We start from the raw sequence: 17,940 nt of genomic DNA on the forward strand, positions 1-17,940 counted from the left end.
TATTATTTTCATTTTTATATAGTATTTTAACATAAATTTGTTCGATAATACAGAAAGAATGTTAATTCTTATATTATATTCAACTGAAGTAAGCCTATTTACCCTTACATGAAAGCTCTTTTTGAAAAAATATCTGCTGATGAAGGTTCGTCATTTCTGACACGATATGTTGCGCTGCCACAATTTGATGCCCCTTTGCACTATCATCCTGAGTTTGAACTGACATTGATTGTATGCGGACAAGGCAAAAGATTTGTAGGAGACCATGTAGCCAATTTTGAAGCAGGTGATTTAGTGCTCTTAGGCTCGAATCTCCCCCATTTCTGGCGGAGTGATATAAATTCAAAAAATACCGGAGAATTACATGAAGCTATCGTTCTTCAGTTCTCTACAGATTTTGTAAACCATATTTTAGCCAATCTACCCGAATGTGCAACTATCATTACACTTTTGAATAATGCCCGGTCTGGTATCAGATTTTCTGAAAAACTTGCGCCATTTATATGGAAAGTATTTGAAACAACAGGCGTACACCGTTTAGTAGCTCTCATAAGCGCCTTACAACAATTGGCTGAAAGTGAAGAGTTCGAACTTTTAGCCAGTAAAGGATTCAATATCAAACCTGATGAAACTGAAAATGAGCGGATGAGAAAGATAATAGAATTTACCTTGGAAAACTTTAAAGAAGACATTCCATTAGATACGATTGCCGAGGTAGCCAATCTTACCGTTCCGTCGTTTTGTCGGTACTTTAAATCACGTACCCGCAAAACCTATGTATATTTTCTGAACGAAATACGGTTGAGTAATGCCCGTAAAATGTTAATGGATAACCAGTTAGATATAAGCCAGATATGTATTGAATGTGGTTTTCAGAATCTTTCGCACTTCCACCGGATTTTCAAGGCTCAGACAGGTGTTACACCGATGGTATATCGTAGAAGATTTGGATGAATAAATCATTTTTGGGGTGAACTTCCAGTTCGCCGCTGGTATAAATTCTTTTAATGCACCATTTACTACAGGTAATACAGCGCTATCAGACCAATAATTATCACTAATAGTTAAAACACCTCAAAATAGTCTTCTCCTTTTCTATAATTACGGCGAACTGGAAGTTCGCCCCACAAATCCTCCGCTCATTGTGCTTTCTTAAAAACCCCCTTAGGGTCTTCTTTCTTTTCTAACAAGGCTTGCAGAATTTCAGCATTGGCATTCTGTGGGTCAATCGCATAACCTTTATGGAAGTTTTCCCACGCTTCATCAAGCTGATTGTTGGTAAGTTTTGCCAACGAGAGTTGCATATACGCATTGGCACATTCAGGGGATTTTCTGAGTGCACTGGTCAGAAGCTCAAATGTTTTATCTATATGCTCGCTCTTTTTATCAACCATAAACCATTTCAGATATACGGTAGATAAATCAACCATCAGCGTTACATTGTCTTCATCGTCTAATACCAGCCCATGCTCCATCAGATTAACAGCATCTTCATACTTTTCATTCTGATAGTTAATGACACCCAAACCCCAGTAAACATCTACATTTTCATCATCAAGCAGATAAGCTAAATTGAAACGGTAAGTAGCAGTATCTTTTTGTCCTTCACTTAAATACTCCCATGCCCTTATAGCGAAGAATTCACTTGCTTCTTTGCGGTTTTTGAAGTTCACATCGCACACTTTCAGAAATTCGGCATCAATAGCTTTCTGACTGTCGGTTTTATCATATCCGCCAAAGAGAGGCATTAAATGGATATTGATTCCGGCAGGAGCGAAATGTTTTTTTGTGTTCTTTTTTTCAGTTTCCGAAATAAAAGAATTAGGCTTGGTAGTGTGCGTAGTGTTTGACGAAAAAACACTCACAGTTGTACTCTGAGACCGAAACACAGGTTGTTGCGCCAGTAGCTCGACTGAAATAAGTACAGATACACACGAAAACAAATACAATCTCATCACTTTTCTTGACATGAACATCGAATAAATAACGTCAGGTCTGCCTGTATTATTAGAATTTTCAAAAATTTTAATAAACCTCTAAAACCTGATGTTTTAATGAATTAGTGAAAGGCTTATATCTGGCTCATGTAAAGGGAAAGCTATATAATAAATTATTGAGTAATTTAGTGATTGTGTGAATGAGTGATTAAGAACCATTAGTGGTTTAATAACCAATGTCAGCTACTCCTACCGTATTGCTTAATTAATAGTGCAAAATTAATCGAAATTATTTGTCATAAACTCAGCATTTTAATCACTCATTCACGAAATCACTCATTCACTAAATTACTTCACCATATAAATCAAATTCGGTGGCATCAGTAATTCTGATATTAGCAAAATCGCCCATGCGAACATACTGAGAAGCAGGCACTAAAACTTCGTTATCTACTTCAGGAGAGTCAAACTCTGTACGGCCTATGAAGTGTCCGCCTTCTTTTCTATCAAATAATACCTTAAACGTTTTACCTATTTTCTCCTGATTCAATTCTTGTGATATGCCCTGTTGTAACTCCATAATCAAATCGTTACGCTCCTGTTTTACTTCTGCAGGCACATCATCGGGCATTGAATAGGCGTGTGTATTTTCTTCGTGCGAATACTGAAAAACCCCTAAACGTTCAAATCTGGTTTCTTCTACAAACCGATACATTTCTTCAAAATGCTCTTCGGTCTCGCCCGGATGTCCGGTAATCAGCGTAGTACGCAGAGCAATATCAGGTACAGTATCACGAATGGTTTTGATAAGGTCTTCTGTTTTTTCTCTGGTAATACCTCGGCGCATGATTTTCAGCATTTCTGTAGAACCATGTTGCAAGGGCATATCGAGGTATTTACAGATATTCGAACGGTTTTTCATCACCTCTAAAACCTCTAACGGAAAGCCTGACGGGTAGGCATATTGCAGTCGAATCCAGTCAAGCCCTTCTACATCTGATAATTGGTCGAGTAAATTAGCTAATTCCCGTTTCTTGTACAAGTCTAAACCATAATAAGTTAAATCCTGTGCTAATAGGATTAACTCTTTTGTACCTTTCTTTACCAGGTTTTTAGCTTCCAACACCAATTGTTCAATCGGTTTTGAAAAGTGTTTACCGCGCATCAATGGAATAGCACAGAAACTACAAGGGCGGTCGCAACCCTCCGATATTTTCATATAAGCATAATGTGCCGGGGTAGTCAGTAAGCGCTCTCCTACCAGTTCCTGTTTATAGTCAGCTTTTAAAGTCTTTAATAAACGAGGTAATTCGTTGGTACCAAACCAGGCATCAACAGTTGGGATTTCTACCTCTAATTCATCTTTGTAGCGATGTGACAAGCAGCCCGTTACATATACTTTATCTACTACGCCTGCATCTTTGGCGTCAGCATAACGAAGAATGGTATCAATTGACTCCTGTTTGGCATTGTCAATAAACCCACAGGTATTAATGATGACAATATTGGCATCGTCTTTTTTTGACTCATGTGTTACGTTCAGTCCGTTGCCCTTCAACTGCGTATAAATCACTTCAGAATCGACCAGATTCTTCGAACAACCAAGCGTAACTATATTTACTTTATTTTTAACAGACCCTTTTGTTTTCAACTTTGTATTAATTGGAATTTGACAAACATAGAATAGACTAACGGCTATTCATCCTGCAAAGTTCGGAAAAGAACAGGAGAATAAAAAACTTCGGAAGATTAACAGGCTTAATTACAAGTATTTATCAATAAAGCCACATTTATAAAATATGATTCTTTGCTTCAATTAGGTTGCCACAATGTACACTAAAACATGGGGACGCCCAGTCGGGGACGCCCAGTCGGGGACGCCAAGTCAATGTTTCACAATAGTGTAAATCGTAATTGCCGCAACAGAATTGTGTAACATTGTGATTCCATTGTGTACATTGTGGCAAATCTATACAGTAGTATAAAAAATTACAACAGTTTTATCCCTGCCTGATGATAGCTTTCCAATTCCTTTGCATGCTCATCTAATTCAGTAATCAGGTAATCTATTTCGTTAGGCTTGCATATACCTCCTCTGCAAACTGTATTCAGTTTTTCAGAAATTGAGAGTACCACTAATTTCTTTGAGGCCCTGAGCATCGCTTTTTTTACCTGTACTACTTCCAGGTCAGAGTCGGTTACGCCAAATCTGGCATCAATACCGTTTGTACCAATCATACATAAATCGAACGACATCTCACCCAATTTCAGAATAGAGTCTCCGCCTACACATATCTTGGCATCTTTTGAGAGTTTCCCTCCAATAAAAATTACCTCAATGTTCGGGTGTTTCAATAGTTCTTCGGCTGTCATTAAACTTACCGTGCAAAAAGTGGCATTCAGGTCTTTGGGTAGCAATTTAATTACCTCTCTTAAAGTAGTACCCCCACTGGTCAGAATAAGCATACCATCCTGAATCAGGCTGACTGCTTTTCTGGCAATGGTGAGTTTTTGTTCACGGGCATAAATGACATCTTCACTACTATTACCCGAATAAGAAACCGATAACGCTCCGCCGTGAACTTTTACTAATTTACCGTTTTCTGCCAGCTCGTTCAGGTCTCTTCTGATGGTATCTTCTGATACATTGAGCTGACTGCAAAGGTCTGACGACAGTACTTTATTATGTAAATTCAGTTCTTTGATAATGAAATCCTGTCGTTCTTTTTTCAATAGCAGAGGCGTTGCGACTTTGTGCATTATTATTTTGCGGTTTTATGCAATTTTATATAAACTAAGTTATATATTATTTTTCAAAGGTAAAAAAAAACAAATAAATATTTTAAATAAGTGTTTTACAATCAATTTTTTAGTAGTAAATATGCAAATCATTCTGCTATTCAGAAATGCGGCTTTATGCGTTTTTTAACAGCTATTTACTTAATCATATTAAACTCTTATTCTTATGATGAAAAATTACCAGTTAAAATTAAGGTCTTTTAGTTACTTAGCTGTAATGCTGCTCTGCTCGCTGAGCGTATGGGCGCAACGGACAGCCTATGTAATTAAGGGCAAAGTTTCAGATGCTTCAGGAAGTGTACCCGGGGCAACTGTTAAAATTGACGGAACAGCCTTTGGAACAATGACCGATATAGAAGGGTCATACACATTGAATGCCAGTCTTAACTCCGGAAAATACAAAATTTCGGTGAGTTCGGTTGGCTATGCCACTAAAGTACAGGATGTAAATTTAGATAACCAGACGGTAATCACATTAGATGTAACCCTTGCAGACGATGTAATGAATCTTGACGAGGTAGTGGTAACAGGTTCTACTATCCGCACCTCTCGTCGTGAGTTAGGGAATGCCATCAGTGCCGTAAATGCCGACCAGTTAAAAGAAACCGGTTCATCAAACCTGGTAAGCGCCTTACAAGGTAAAGTACCCGGTGCACAGATTACCCAGAACTCAGGAGACCCTGCCGGTGGAATCACGGTTCGTTTACGTGGGGTAAAATCAATTCAGGGTAGTTCTGACCCTCTATATGTAATTGATGGGGTTATTGTGAGCAACTCTTCTGCTAACGTTTCGCAAACAGCTTTAGGAAATCAGGTAGGTGCGGCTACTATCGGCACTAACCGTCTGGCAGATATTAATCCTGCTGATATTGAGAGCATTAACGTAATTAATGGTGCAGCGGCCGCTGCACAATATGGTTCACGTGCGGCCAATGGTGTGGTTTTAATTACTACCAAACGTGGTAAAACAGGTACGCCTCGTGTTACGTTTACTACCAGTGTAAATGCTAATGAGCTACGCAAAAAAGTATTTATCTCAACTTATGGTAAGCAATTTGGTTTTGCAGGTCTTCGCTTACATACCATCGGTGTTATCTCACCGGCACAGATAGCAGCCAATCCGGGAACTACTGTTGTCAATATTCAGCGTGACGGAACCAACAATAATCTGGCTAATAACCTGGTTGACGTAAAACGTTACGACTATCAGGACCAGATATTTCAGACAGGTATGGGTACAGACAACAATGTGTCTATCAGTGGCGGTAACGACAGAACACAATATTTTGCTTCGTTGTCGTACATGAAAAACGAAGGGATTGTTAAAGGTACAGATTTCAACCGTTATGGTGTAAGGGCAAGAGTTGACCAACGTCTGGCTAACTGGGCAAAAATGTCGGTAGGTTTAAGCTATACCAATAGCTTCTCTAACGAAAAAGCTAATGGTAATGTGTTCTATAGCCCTATCAACTCAATTAATATCACTAATAATATTTATGATATTACTGTGCGTGATGCTGCCGGAAACTTACAAGCCGTAGAGCCAACCCGTGTAAACCCATTGACTACTATTGAAGCCATGAAATTTACACAGGCTGTTAACCGTACCGTAAACGATTTTCAGTTGAATTTAACCCCATTCAAAGGCTTTGCCATTGACTGGATTGTGGGTGTCGATGCGTATGCCGCCTTAGGTAAAAACTATATTCCTGCCTATCCGTATCAGGCAGCGGCGGGTCTTCCGGCAGAACGTTATCCGAATGGTTATGCAGCTAATGCCAACAATAACTCTTTGCTTTTCAATACTGATTTAAACATCTCCTATCAACGTGAATTAAGCAAAGATTTCACCATGAATCTGATTGCGGGCGGCAACTATCAGTCGAGCAAAGTAGAATTTGCCAGAGCAAGTGGCGAAAACCTTGCTCCGTTTATTGAAACAGTAAGTGGTGCGGCCAGCACAACTGTAACCGCAGGTTTTGGTGTAGACCAATACAATCTGAGCGGTTTTTTCGGACAGGCTACTTTCGGCTATAAAAATCTTGCCTTTATTACAGGTGCTATCCGTCAGGACCGCTCGTCTAAATTCTCTCCAAGCGAAACCAAACAGTTATACCCTAAGTTAAGCGGCAGTTTCGTACCATCTGATTTAGATTTCTGGAAGAATAGTAAAATAAATGATATTGTAAGTGGTTTAAAACTTCGTGCGTCGTGGGGCGAGGCCGGAAACCTGACAGGGATTGGTTCTTACGACCGTTTCTGGCAATTCCTGCCTGTACCGTTGTTAGGGCGTAATACCATTGTTCCGAGTTCTACGCTGGCAAACCCAAGTGTGCGTCCTGAACGTATGACAGAGACAGAGGGTGGCGCAGACCTTTCGTTCTGGAAAAATAAAATCAATTTAGGCGTAACTGTTTACAAACAAAAAATCTCCGACCTCGTGGTAAACCGTGTTTTAGCAGCTACTACAGGTGGTACAAGTATCGTGAACAACGTGGGTACTATGGAGAACAAAGGACTTGAAATAGCTTTGAATGTAACGCCTGTTAAAACAAAAGATTTCAACTGGGACTTCACCATTATTTATAACCGTAACCGGAATAAAGTTATCAGCTTGGGTAGCCCTACAGTAGCTATTGCCAATGCCGCAGGTGCACCTGTATTCTTGATTCAAGGCCAGCCTGCTTCTGTATTCTATGAGTTCCCTTATGCAAGAAACCCTGATGGAAGTTTATTATTGACCTCACAAGGTTTACCACAGCGTGAAAGAGGTACACAAGTTCCTAACTCCATCGTATATGAGCCAAAACGTGATGCCGCTGGGCAACCATCTTACGAGGCAGGAACTACTTTTGTAAGAACCATTATTGGAAACCCTAATCCGGATTGGACAGGTTCATTCGTCAACTCGCTTGGCTGGAAAAACTTCAGTTTCAGATTCTTATTAGATGCCGTGCAAGGGGTAAGCGTATTTAATGCTGATAAACGTACAAGAAACAATGTAGGGATAGGTGATATAGCCGAAAAAGAAATGACCGGAGAATTACCTCGTGGGTATGTATTCTCATTGGCTAATATCAGTGAATACCGTGTGGATAATGGCTCATTCGTGAAACTACGCGAACTTTCGTTTGGCTACCAATTGCCTAATCTTATTAAGGGTATCAGCAATATCAACTTGACATTGGTAGGTCGTAACCTGGTATCGTGGGATAAATACAATGGCTATGACCCTGAAACTAATGCCGGTGGAAACAACGATTTATTACGCAATGTTGATTTCGGTAACGTACCGATTCCGAAAACTTATCAGATTCAGCTAACAGCTACTTTCTGATAGAGCTTACAATTGGTTCATTTCAAAAAAACAGATTTCATGCTTAAAATTTACCCCGAAGCATGAGAAACATTTGACAGGGGATTTAAAAAAGATGAAAAAAACATTCATATATTCAGTTCTGACGGCTACTACTCTGTTGGCAACTTCTTGTAATCAGGAGTTCCTAAACCCGAGTGCTGCCAGCGAACAACAGGTAGTCAACGACGTGAACGGTCTGATTGCCTTAGCTAACGGTTTGCAATATCGCTTAACCATCGGACGTGCAAGCCCGGGCTACGCACTTCCAACAGCAATTGGTCTGACCACCAAAGAATTGAAAGTACTCAACGCAGGTAATGGCGATGAGGCGTTTCTGGAAACCGGAGCGACGAGTGTACAAAACCCTAACTCGGTTATCTCGAATCTATGGAATCAAAGCCATTTAGTTAAAGCCAATGCTGAAACCATATTAGCTAATGTAAATAATGTACAGGATGCAGGCACCAAAAGCGGCCTGATAGCTTATGCTTCTATTTTCAAGGCATTAGCCTTAGGCAATTTGGCTACAGGTTGGGAACAGGCACCATTAGCGGTAGGTACCAATGCTGCATTTGTTCCTCGTGCAGATGTGCTGAAATCTGCTATAACCACGCTTGAAAGTGCAGCTACAGCCTTAGCTACTCCTGTTTCAGCTAATTTTACCAGTCGTATTGTGCCGGGCATTGATTTAGCGAATACTATTCAGGCGCTTATTGCTCGCTATAGTATTATGTTGGGTGATTATGATAAAGCTTTGGCTGCTGCTGCAAAGGTAGATTTAACCAAAAAATCGGCCTTTAACTTTGATGATACTTCTCGTAACCCGATGTTTGATGTAGTATTCAGCAACCGTAACGTTACTGAGCCTACTAATACTGATTTCGGCCTTCCTGCTACCCTAAAACCAGATGCCGCTGACAAAAGAATTGCTTTCTTTTTCCAGACCTCAAGCGCCACCAACAACTTAGGCAGAGCGAGCTTCTATACAGCTAATAATTCTGCTATTCCTGTGTATTTACCTGGAGAAATTATGCTGATTAAAGCAGAAGCCCATGCACGCAAAGGCAACTTAGATGCCGCAATAACAGAGTTAAACAATGTTTTAACCAAAACTACGGATGCCTGGGGTATTGGCGCAGGCTTACCTGCTTATGCCGGAGATAAATCGGCAGCCGCTATTCTGACAGAAATTTATAAACAACGTAGTATTGAGTTGTTTCTGCAAGGCTTCCGCCTGGAAGATAGTCGTCGCTTTGGCCGCCCGGGGCCGGGTACTGCCGATGCAGAACGCACCCGTAACTGGTATCCTTACCCAACGACAGAGAAAGACAACAATACTAATACGCCGAACGACCCGGCAATCTGATAATTAGAGTTTTAACCCCACACCCCAACCCCTCTCCCCAACAGTAGGGAGAGGGGCTTTGCTCCCTTCCCCATTGTTGGGGAAGGGTTGGGAATGGGGTTAAATATCGCTAAATGAGTCGCAAACACTTCATCTTCAAACAAACAAGAAAGGGTATCCTTGAGGATACCCTTTCGCTTTTCTTATTGTGGATATTATTAAGCTAATAAACCTTTGCCCAGTAAATATTCTGCAATTTGTACTGCATTGGTAGCAGCACCTTTGCGAAGATTATCCGCCACAATCCACAAATTCAATGTTTTTGCCTGAGACTCATCACGACGGATACGGCCCACAAAAACTTCATCTTTACCATGGGCATTGATTGGCATCGGGTATACAAAATTCTTAGGGTCATCTTGTACAATTACTCCCTCGGTTTCGCTCAATAGTTGAGTTACTTCTGCCAAATCAAACTCATTTTCAAACTCTATATTGACTGCCTCAGAGTGTCCACCGATAGTCGGGATACGAACAGTAGTAGCCGTAACTGCAATACTTTCATCGCCCATAATTTTCTTGGTTTCGTTGGTCATTTTCATTTCCTCTTTGGTATAACCATTGTCAAGAAAAACATCAATATGAGGCAATACATTCAAATCTATTTTGTGCGGATATACTTTCTTTGCATCATCGTCTCCGCTTCTTTCTGCAAAAAGCTGGTCAACTGCTGCTTTACCAGTACCTGTAACCGACTGATAGGTAGAAACAACCACACGTTTAATCTTGTACTTATCGTGCAATGGTTTCATCACAACTACCATCTGGATAGTTGAGCAATTCGGATTTGCAATAATTTTGTCTTCTGCTGTTAGTGTATCAGCATTTACTTCCGGCACTACCAGTTTCTTGGTAGGGTCCATTCTCCAGGCTGATGAATTGTCAATAACCGGGATGCCTGCTTCTGCAAATTTCGGAGCCAACGCCAACGAAGTACTTCCACCAGCCGAAAATATTGCCACCGCAGGCTTCATCTTGATTGCGTCTTCGTAGCCTACTACCGTAAACTGCTTACCTTTAAATTCAACCTGCTTACCAATTGATTTTTCAGAAGCAACAGGAATGATTTCGGTAACGGGGAAATTGCGTTCCGCCAAGACTTTCAAGATTTCAGTGCCTACCAGTCCGGTAGCACCTACAACTGCGATTTTCATGATTAAAACCCCATGCTTTACATGGGCAAATTTTAGTTAGACATATATTTACAAGAAAGCCCCAATTTTCAAAGGGGCTTGGGAGTGCAAAAATAATAGAAATTTTTGTTTGTTTTTCTTGGAATAATACAAAATATTTTATGAGCCTGTTTAATTAGGTACTAAAAGCTCCAGATTCCGTTGGGTGTAACGCAATAATTGAGCTTTACATCTTCATTGTTTATATCTTCAATGGCATCCACAGGTTCAAAAAAAGAAACACCAATCTTTACTACATCTGGTCTGCATTGGGCTAAAAAACGATCGTAATATCCCTTACCATACCCTACCCGATACCCTTGTTTATCAAAAGCCAATAAAGGCAGTATCACTAAATCAACCTCTTTAGGGTCTACCTTTAGTGGTGAGCCATTCAATGGTTCAGGTACGCCGAATTTATTTTCTAATAAAATAGTATCATCTTTCAGCGGATAATGGGTCATGCTCCCATCATCATGGCTTTTAGGTATGACAATATCAGCCTTGAAGTCTTTTTTCAAAGTATCAATTACCAGATGCGTATCTACTTCGTTCTTTCGTCTGATGGGCAAAAATGTATGAATCACAGCATAGGTATGAATCGGGAAACTCTTGAAAATCCAGTCGTGAATTTTCTTTGAATATCCCCGGATATCTGAATTCGGCAAGTCATTCCTTTTTTGAAGATACTCCTTCCTTAATGCTGCTTTCCTCATAAATTAAGCTTCCTGTAACGATTGATTTGCTTTTTCCTGGGCTTTATTTTCTTTCCATTCTTTCCACTGAGGCCCCCACATCTTAGCCATTCCTTTATCTACAAAAGTATGACGTACCAGATTCCAGCCGCCTCTTACGGTAGTAAATATAGAGTCATTGGCTCTTAAAGCCAGACTGAAACCGCCATCTACATACTTGATATAGTGCCACCATAATGATGGAATAAAGGCTGTTTCACCATGCCCGAATGTGGCTTCGTAGCCTACTGCTTTTTCAAAAGCAGGAAACCTCTTGAAATCAGGTTTTAGTGGGTGAACATGGCTTTGTACCGTGAACGGATGATGATATAAGTTCACGCTTTCTTCCTGCGGAAAAAGAACGATTTGCTTACGGGTCTGAAACTGTGTCAGAAATACGTGTGAGCAATCCATGTCATAATGCAGGTTTACCTCTGAATTCTGACCTCCAAAAAACATAAATTTGTAGCTTTTTAGAAATCCGTCCATAATAGTCGGAAAACGAATATCATTAGCCAGTTCAGGCACCTTCTTAAAAATATCGAATAAGAAAATACGTAAGTCGGTGGGGCCCTGTTCTATCAGACTCAGATAATCGCCAAAAGGCATAGTTTTAGCTGCCTTGTAATAATTTTTTGCATCGTGTACATGGTTATCATAAAGAGGCACTTCAATGTGTCCATGATTCTCACGAAGCCAGTCAAATGTCCATTTATCCAAAGCAGGCCAATCTTTCACAAGGTCGGTAAAAATAACCGGTTTTTTAGGCTTTAGATAATTTTCTATGAACTCTTCTCGACTCAAGTTGCTGCGTCTTTCAATGGGTATCAGTTTCATACAAACAAAATAGTGATTTTAATTTTTATCGAATAATATCAAATCAATAAAAAATAATAATAATGGTAGAGTGTTATATCTGAGTGTTACTAATAAAAACCAATGCCACAAAAAAATGGTTTCATAAAAACCCCCTACCAACTAAAATTTTTATTGCCGGATTTACCAGTAATTGATTACAAATAAATTTTATATTAGTATGCTTGCATAATATTTTCTTTACTGTATCTTTGTCCGATAATATGCTTGCATACTATTATTCAGGCATGAAATGATTGTTAAAAATCATTTAAAGATACTAAATCTTTCTCTCAATCCTAATGGAATATAACAACACCCTTAACCGAAACCTTGCAAAGGTGCAGAAAATGCCAGCTTTTCTGCAAAATTGGTTGCGTGATTACTCCATTGGGAAATTCGTTAAATTTGTTGGTACTGCTGGTATTCATTTTGAAAAAATGACCTGCCACGAGGTCGTAATTACACTTCCAAACAAAACTAAAGTTCAGAACCACATCGGGCAGATACATGCTGCTGCTACCACGCTGTTAGCTGAAACGGCTACGGGTATGGTAGTGGGTATGAATATCCCCGACAACAAATTACCTTTGATGAAAAATCTCTCCGTAAAATTCATCAAGCGGAGCCAGGGACAACAAAAAGCAGTAGCCACTTTAACTGAGCAGCAAATTAGTCAGATTCGTGAAACAGATAAAGGCGATGTAAGCGTAGCCGTAAAAATTACAGACGAAACGGAAGAAGAAGTTATTGTGGCGGAGATGAATTGGGCGTGGGTATTGAAGAAGTAGATTTTTTTGTGGCGCGAACTTCCAGTTTGTAGCAAGAATAATAAGTAACTCAACTTATTTGAAGTCCTGAATAAAGTTTATAAGTCTATAAATTAAAAAATTTAAACCACGGAGTGACACAGAGTTGAAATCACGGAGTTTCACGAAGTTGAGCTTGAATCCTCTGTGAAACTCCGTACCTAACACAGTGATACTCCGTGGTAAAATAATTTATCTATTTGCTATAAAAATCATATTCAATCAGCATGAATCGTAGTATAAAAAAAGTAACTGTTTTAGGTGCGGGTATTATGGGTAGTCGTATTGCCTTGCACTTTGCTAATATTGGAGTAGAAGTACTGCTACTCGACATGGTACCCAAAGAACCGAATGATGCCGAAAAAGCCAAAGGCCTTGATACTACGCATCCGGCAGTACGCAATAGAATCGTTAATGAATTGTTTCAGGCGGCTGTAAAAGCCAGCCCATCACCTGTTTTTAGTCCGCAGTCGGTTACCCGTGTAAAATTGGGCAATTTCGATGATGATATGACTAAAATCAAAGATTGCGACTGGATTATAGAAGTAGTAGTTGAGCGTCTGGACATCAAAAAACTGATTTACGAGAAAGTAGAGCAATTCCGCAAACCGGGTACACTCATTACCTCCAACACTTCGGGTATTCCTATCCACCTGATGGCAGAAGGACGTTCAGAAGATTTTCAGAAGCATTTCTGCGGTACTCACTTCTTTAACCCGCCGCGTTATCTGCGCTTATTAGAGATTATTCCAACACCTCAGACAGACCCTGCTATTGTTGACTTCCTGATGCACTATGGCGATTTATATTTAGGCAAAACAACCGTATTGTGTAAAGACACTCCTGCTTTTATTGCCAATCGCTTGGGAATATATGCGATGGTGCAAACTATCAGAGTAGCCGAAGAAATGGGTTTAACGGTAGAAGAAGTAGATAAACTCACAGGCCCGGTAGCGGGTCGTCCTAAATCGGGTACCTTCCGTTTGTCTGATGTAGTAGGGTTGGATACAACTGTAAATGTATGCAATAACTTATCAAAAGTATTGGTTAACGACGAGTCGAAAGATGCTTTCCAACTGCCGCCAGTGATGGCTAAACTAATGGAAAACCAATGGCTCGGAGATAAAACCGGACAGGGATTCTACAAAAAAACCAAAGACGAAAAAGGTCAGACAGTTATTCTGGCTTTAGACCTGAAAACGTTTGAGTATAAACCTTCACAAAAAGTAAAATTTGCTACGCTTGAAGGTACCAAGAGTATTGATAATTTGAAGAAACGCTTTCCGGTGCTTTTAGCAGGCAAAGACAATGCAGGTGAATTTTATAGACGCACGTTTGCTGATTTCTTCCGCTATGCTACCAATCGTATTCCTGAAATTTCTGACGAACTATATAGAATAGATTCAGCTATCTGTGCAGGCTTTGGTTGGGAATTAGGTCTTTTTGAAACATGGGATGCCATTGGTGTAAAACCAATGCTGAAAATCATGGAAGACCTGAATCTGAAACCTGCCGCATGGGTGTATGAAATGGTGGAAGCAGGCAATGAAACTTTCTACAAAGTAGAAGGTGGCAAGAAAAAATACTATGATATTCCAACGAAGTCTTATAAAGTAATCCCGGGCACTGAGTCGTTTATTATTTTAGATAATCTTCGTCAGACCAATGTTATCTGGAAAAATGCAGGTTCTACTATATTCGACTTAGGCGATGGTATTGCAGGAGTTGAGTTTCACTCAAAAATGAACACCTTTGGTGCAGAAGTAGTAGAAGGCTTGAATAAGGCTTATGCCATTGCAGAGAAGGATTTCAGAGGCCTGGTAGTAGGAAACGACTCAAACGAAGCGTTTTCAGCAGGGGCAAACTTAGCCATGCTATTCATGTTTGCCATTGAGCAGGAATATGACGAAATCAACATGATGATTGCCCAGTTTCAGCAAACTATGATGCGTGCCAGATACTCATCTGTACCTGTGGTAACGGCTGTTCATAGTCTGGCTTTAGGTGGTGGTTGTGAGTTGAATCTTCATGCAGATAGAGTTTTAGCTCATGCAGAAACTTATATGGGTCTGGTAGAATTAGGCGTAGGTCTGATTCCTGCCGGAGGGGGCACTAAAGAAATGGCGGTTCGTTGCTCGGATATGTATCATACAGGCGATACTGAATTGAACATTCTTCAATCTGCTTTCATGAACATTGCTCAGGCTAAAGTTTCAACTTCAGCACAAGAGGCTTTTGATATGAATTACCTCAAAACAGATAAGGACAGAATCGTGTTGAATCGCAGTCGTCTCATTGCAGAGGCCAAAGAAGAAGCTATCAAACTGGCAGAAGATGGGTACACGCAACCGAAACAACGTACCGATATAAAAGTACAGGGTAAAACCGGAATCGCACTTTTTAAAGCCGGAATTACAGGTATGCTGATGGGCAGATACATTACTGAGCATGATGCTAAAATTGCCGATAAATTAGCTTATGTGATCTGTGGGGGCGATTTAAGTTATCCGCAGCTTGTTTCAGAGCAATATCTTTTAGACCTTGAAAGAGAAGCATTCCTTTCGTTGACAGGTGAAAAGAAAACAATGGAGCGTATGCAAGGACTATTGAGTGGCGGGAAACCTCCAAGAAACTAAGATTGTTATAGTATTAAAACTCATTTACTCTTAGCTATAGGCAAAATGGGCTGAGAGCATAGATAAAAAGACAAACAACATGAATGCATATATAGTCGCCGGCTACCGTAGTGCAGTCGGCAAAGCACCCAAAGGAGTATTCCGCTTTACCCGCCCCGACGATTTAGCGGCAGAGGTTATCAAACATCTGATGGCAAGTGTACCTAATTTAGACCCTGCCCGTGTGGAAGATGTGATTGTAGGCAATGCCGTGCCGGAAGCCGAGCAAGGTATGCAAATGGCACGCTATATTTCATTACTGGCATTGGGCAAAAGTGTGCCGGGCGTAACCGTGAACCGTTATTGTGGCTCGGGCGTAGAAACTATTGCAATGGCAGCCGCTAAAATACATGCCGGAATGGCCGATTGTATTGTGGCCGGTGGCACAGAATCGATGTCATTAGTGCCAACAATGGGTTGGAAAACAGCTTTGAATTATAACCTCGCTTCTACTCATCCTGATTATTATATTGGCATGGGTTTAACTGCCGAACAGGTAGCCCAGCAATTCGGTATCAGCCGTGAAGAGCAGGATTTATTTTCTTATAACTCTCATAAAAAAGCCTTAGCCGCACAGGCAGAAGGAAAATTTGATGGCGAAATTGTGCCAATAAAAGTACAGGAAACATTCTTTGACCCAGCTTCTGGTAAAAAGAAAACCAAAGAATATACAGTAACCAAAGACGAAGGCCCACGGGCAGATACAAGTATAGAGGCTTTGGCTAAGTTAAAACCAGTATTTACAATGGGTGGAAGCGTAACCGCCGGAAACTCTTCGCAAACGTCTGATGGTGCCGCTTTTGTGATTGTAATGTCTGAGAAAATGGTAAATGAATTAGGTTTGAAACCTATTGCCCGTATGATGGCCTATGCTTCGGCAGGGGTTGAACCACGTATTATGGGTATTGGCCCCGTTGCGGCTATTCCGGTAGCACTGAAACAGGCAGGTTTGAAGCAGGACGATATTGATGTCATTGAATTGAACGAAGCCTTTGCGGCGCAGGCATTAGCCGTTATCAAGGAATTAGGTTTAGATGCCAATAAAATCAATCCTAATGGTGGTGCCATAGCATTAGGTCATGCTTTAGGCTCAACCGGAGGCAGATTATCTGTTCAGGTATTGAACGAACTTCGTCGCCAGAATAAAAAATACGGCATGGTAACTGCCTGTGTAGGTGGCGGACAAGGTGTGGCAGGTATCTATGAGTTTCTAAACTAATCAAATACTTAGGATTTAGATAGATATAATTTTTTCAGGGGAGATTAAAATTATCAGAAGATAGTTTTTAATCTCCCTTTTTTATTGATTACTATCGAGCAAAATAATACATTTGTTAAATTAATAAGTGTTTATTTGACACGAAATATTTATTCTACCTTAATTATAAAACAATGAAACTACTACTCACTCCTAAAGCATTATTCATGCTGGTTTTAACCCTTTGTTTCTCCGCCAGTTCGTTTGCCCAAAGAAAACAGTTCAGGGTACTTTTATTCAGTAAGACTGATGGTTTCCACCATGAATCAATCAACGAAGGGGTAACAGCCATTAAGGCTATGGCTGAAAGACAATTCTTTTCAGTAAACTGGCAGGAAAATGCTTCGGTTTTCAATGAAAAAGAATTAGCCAATTATGAAGCAGTCATTTTTCTGAATACAACAGGTAATATTTTAACCCCTGAACAGCAAACAGCCTTTGAGAAATTTATTCAATCGGGCAAAGGCTTTGTAGGCATTCATAGTGCCAGCGATACCGAGTATGACTGGGAATGGTACACCAAAATGGTGGGTATGATGTTTAAAATTCACCCGACTATTCAGACAGCCTATCTGAAAGTAGAAGACAAAAATTTTCCGGGTATGGAGCGTTTCCCTGCTAAATTCTTATGGACTGATGAATGGTATGAATTCAGCCCTGCCGTATCGAAAGACTTACATTTCCTGTTATCAATTGATGAAAAAACCTATAATCCGAATGTAAAGTGGGGACCTAATGAGGGCAAAGGTATGGGCTTCCACCCTATATCCTGGTATCATACGTATGATGGCGGCAGAGCTTTCTATACAGCTATGGGACACGTGCCACAAAATTTCAGTGACCCACTTTTCCTTGACCATTTGTATGGGGCTATTTATTGGGCAGCTACCGGGAAAGGTTTGTAAGATTTGGAGATGTGCTATTGTGGGGCGAACGTC

The 17,940-nt window shown here is 40.3% G+C and carries 13 protein-coding genes; 7 read left to right on the forward strand and 6 right to left on the reverse strand.

What is annotated here, in order from left to right; translation table 11 throughout:
* The first annotated feature begins 108 nt into the window (after window positions 1–108).
* Window positions 109–954 (forward strand): helix-turn-helix domain-containing protein, encoded by an 846-nt coding sequence (locus EWM59_RS00525; protein WP_130018987.1) that lies wholly within the window; start codon window positions 109–111, stop codon window positions 952–954.
* Window positions 955–1,139: 185 nt separating this feature from the next.
* On the opposite strand, the gene EWM59_RS00530 is transcribed toward EWM59_RS00525, so the two are convergent.
* From EWM59_RS00530 to EWM59_RS00540, 3 genes are all read right to left on the reverse strand, one after another.
* Window positions 1,140–1,955 (reverse strand): tetratricopeptide repeat protein, encoded by an 816-nt coding sequence (locus tag EWM59_RS00530; protein WP_130018988.1) that lies wholly within the window; start codon window positions 1,953–1,955, stop codon window positions 1,140–1,142.
* A 325-nt stretch (window positions 1,956–2,280) separates the two neighbouring features.
* Window positions 2,281–3,588: a 30S ribosomal protein S12 methylthiotransferase RimO gene (rimO, locus tag EWM59_RS00535; protein ID WP_130018989.1), complete on the reverse strand. Its 1,308-nt coding sequence runs from the start codon at window positions 3,586–3,588 to the stop codon at window positions 2,281–2,283.
* 338 nt (window positions 3,589–3,926) lie between these two features.
* Window positions 3,927–4,697, reverse strand: coding sequence for a DeoR/GlpR family DNA-binding transcription regulator (locus tag EWM59_RS00540; protein WP_130018990.1), 771 nt, complete (start codon window positions 4,695–4,697; stop codon window positions 3,927–3,929).
* Window positions 4,698–4,902: 205 nt separating this feature from the next.
* Here EWM59_RS00540 and EWM59_RS00545 point away from each other — a divergent pair, with 205 nt between their 5' ends.
* Together EWM59_RS00545 and EWM59_RS00550 are read left to right on the forward strand one after the other, a co-directional pair.
* Window positions 4,903–8,073, forward strand: coding sequence for a SusC/RagA family TonB-linked outer membrane protein (locus EWM59_RS00545; RefSeq protein WP_130018991.1), 3,171 nt, complete (start codon window positions 4,903–4,905; stop codon window positions 8,071–8,073).
* A 94-nt stretch (window positions 8,074–8,167) separates the two neighbouring features.
* A complete protein-coding gene (locus EWM59_RS00550; protein ID WP_130018992.1) occupies window positions 8,168–9,460 on the forward strand; it encodes a RagB/SusD family nutrient uptake outer membrane protein in 1,293 nt (430 codons plus the stop codon).
* Between the two features lie 197 nt (window positions 9,461–9,657).
* On the opposite strand, the gene EWM59_RS00555 is transcribed toward EWM59_RS00550, so the two are convergent.
* From EWM59_RS00555 to EWM59_RS00565, 3 genes are all read right to left on the reverse strand, one after another.
* The gene (locus EWM59_RS00555) at window positions 9,658–10,653 is read right to left on the reverse strand and encodes an aspartate-semialdehyde dehydrogenase (RefSeq protein WP_130018993.1); all 996 of its coding nucleotides are present in this window, start codon (window positions 10,651–10,653) and stop codon (window positions 9,658–9,660) included.
* Window positions 10,654–10,814: 161 nt separating this feature from the next.
* The gene (locus EWM59_RS00560) at window positions 10,815–11,387 is read right to left on the reverse strand and encodes a 5-formyltetrahydrofolate cyclo-ligase (protein WP_130018994.1); all 573 of its coding nucleotides are present in this window, start codon (window positions 11,385–11,387) and stop codon (window positions 10,815–10,817) included.
* Window positions 11,388–11,390: 3 nt separating this feature from the next.
* Window positions 11,391–12,242: a cupin-like domain-containing protein gene (locus EWM59_RS00565; protein ID WP_130018995.1), complete on the reverse strand. Its 852-nt coding sequence runs from the start codon at window positions 12,240–12,242 to the stop codon at window positions 11,391–11,393.
* Between the two features lie 320 nt (window positions 12,243–12,562).
* Between EWM59_RS00565 and EWM59_RS00570 the strand changes: the two genes are divergently transcribed.
* The 4 genes from EWM59_RS00570 (at window position 12,563) to EWM59_RS00585 (ending at window position 17,907) form a co-directional block, all read left to right on the forward strand.
* Window positions 12,563–13,051: a DUF4442 domain-containing protein gene (locus EWM59_RS00570; protein WP_130018996.1), complete on the forward strand. Its 489-nt coding sequence runs from the start codon at window positions 12,563–12,565 to the stop codon at window positions 13,049–13,051.
* Window positions 13,052–13,296: 245 nt separating this feature from the next.
* Window positions 13,297–15,705 carry a 3-hydroxyacyl-CoA dehydrogenase/enoyl-CoA hydratase family protein gene (locus tag EWM59_RS00575; RefSeq protein WP_130018997.1) on the forward strand — a complete coding sequence of 803 codons (2,409 nt, stop codon included), beginning with the start codon at window positions 13,297–13,299 and terminating at the stop codon, window positions 15,703–15,705.
* A 79-nt stretch (window positions 15,706–15,784) separates the two neighbouring features.
* Window positions 15,785–16,963: an acetyl-CoA C-acyltransferase gene (locus tag EWM59_RS00580; RefSeq protein ID WP_130018998.1), complete on the forward strand. Its 1,179-nt coding sequence runs from the start codon at window positions 15,785–15,787 to the stop codon at window positions 16,961–16,963.
* A gap of 173 nt (window positions 16,964–17,136) precedes the next feature.
* Entirely contained in the window at window positions 17,137–17,907 is a 771-nt protein-coding gene (locus EWM59_RS00585; RefSeq protein ID WP_207219923.1) for a ThuA domain-containing protein, read from the forward strand.
* Window positions 17,908–17,940 lie beyond the last annotated feature (33 nt).

Origin of the sequence: Emticicia agri (assembly GCF_004168285.1) — a bacterium.
In the GTDB taxonomy this organism is placed as follows: Bacteria; Bacteroidota; Bacteroidia; order Cytophagales; family Spirosomataceae; genus Emticicia; species Emticicia agri.

Coding starts and splice junctions, on each gene's coding strand:
- EWM59_RS00525 (WP_130018987.1), top strand. CDS start 109: ATGAAAGCTCTTTTTGAAAAAATATCTGCTGATGAAGGTTCGTCATTT.
- EWM59_RS00530 (WP_130018988.1), bottom strand. CDS start 1,955: ATGAGATTGTATTTGTTTTCGTGTGTATCTGTACTTATTTCAGTCGAG.
- EWM59_RS00540 (WP_130018990.1), bottom strand. CDS start 4,697: ATGCACAAAGTCGCAACGCCTCTGCTATTGAAAAAAGAACGACAGGAT.
- EWM59_RS00545 (WP_130018991.1), top strand. CDS start 4,903: ATGATGAAAAATTACCAGTTAAAATTAAGGTCTTTTAGTTACTTAGCT.
- EWM59_RS00550 (WP_130018992.1), top strand. CDS start 8,168: ATGAAAAAAACATTCATATATTCAGTTCTGACGGCTACTACTCTGTTG.
- EWM59_RS00555 (WP_130018993.1), bottom strand. CDS start 10,653: ATGAAAATCGCAGTTGTAGGTGCTACCGGACTGGTAGGCACTGAAATC.
- EWM59_RS00560 (WP_130018994.1), bottom strand. CDS start 11,387: ATGAGGAAAGCAGCATTAAGGAAGGAGTATCTTCAAAAAAGGAATGAC.
- EWM59_RS00565 (WP_130018995.1), bottom strand. CDS start 12,242: ATGAAACTGATACCCATTGAAAGACGCAGCAACTTGAGTCGAGAAGAG.
- EWM59_RS00570 (WP_130018996.1), top strand. CDS start 12,563: ATGGAATATAACAACACCCTTAACCGAAACCTTGCAAAGGTGCAGAAA.
- EWM59_RS00575 (WP_130018997.1), top strand. CDS start 13,297: ATGAATCGTAGTATAAAAAAAGTAACTGTTTTAGGTGCGGGTATTATG.
- EWM59_RS00580 (WP_130018998.1), top strand. CDS start 15,785: ATGAATGCATATATAGTCGCCGGCTACCGTAGTGCAGTCGGCAAAGCA.
- EWM59_RS00585 (WP_207219923.1), top strand. CDS start 17,137: ATGAAACTACTACTCACTCCTAAAGCATTATTCATGCTGGTTTTAACC.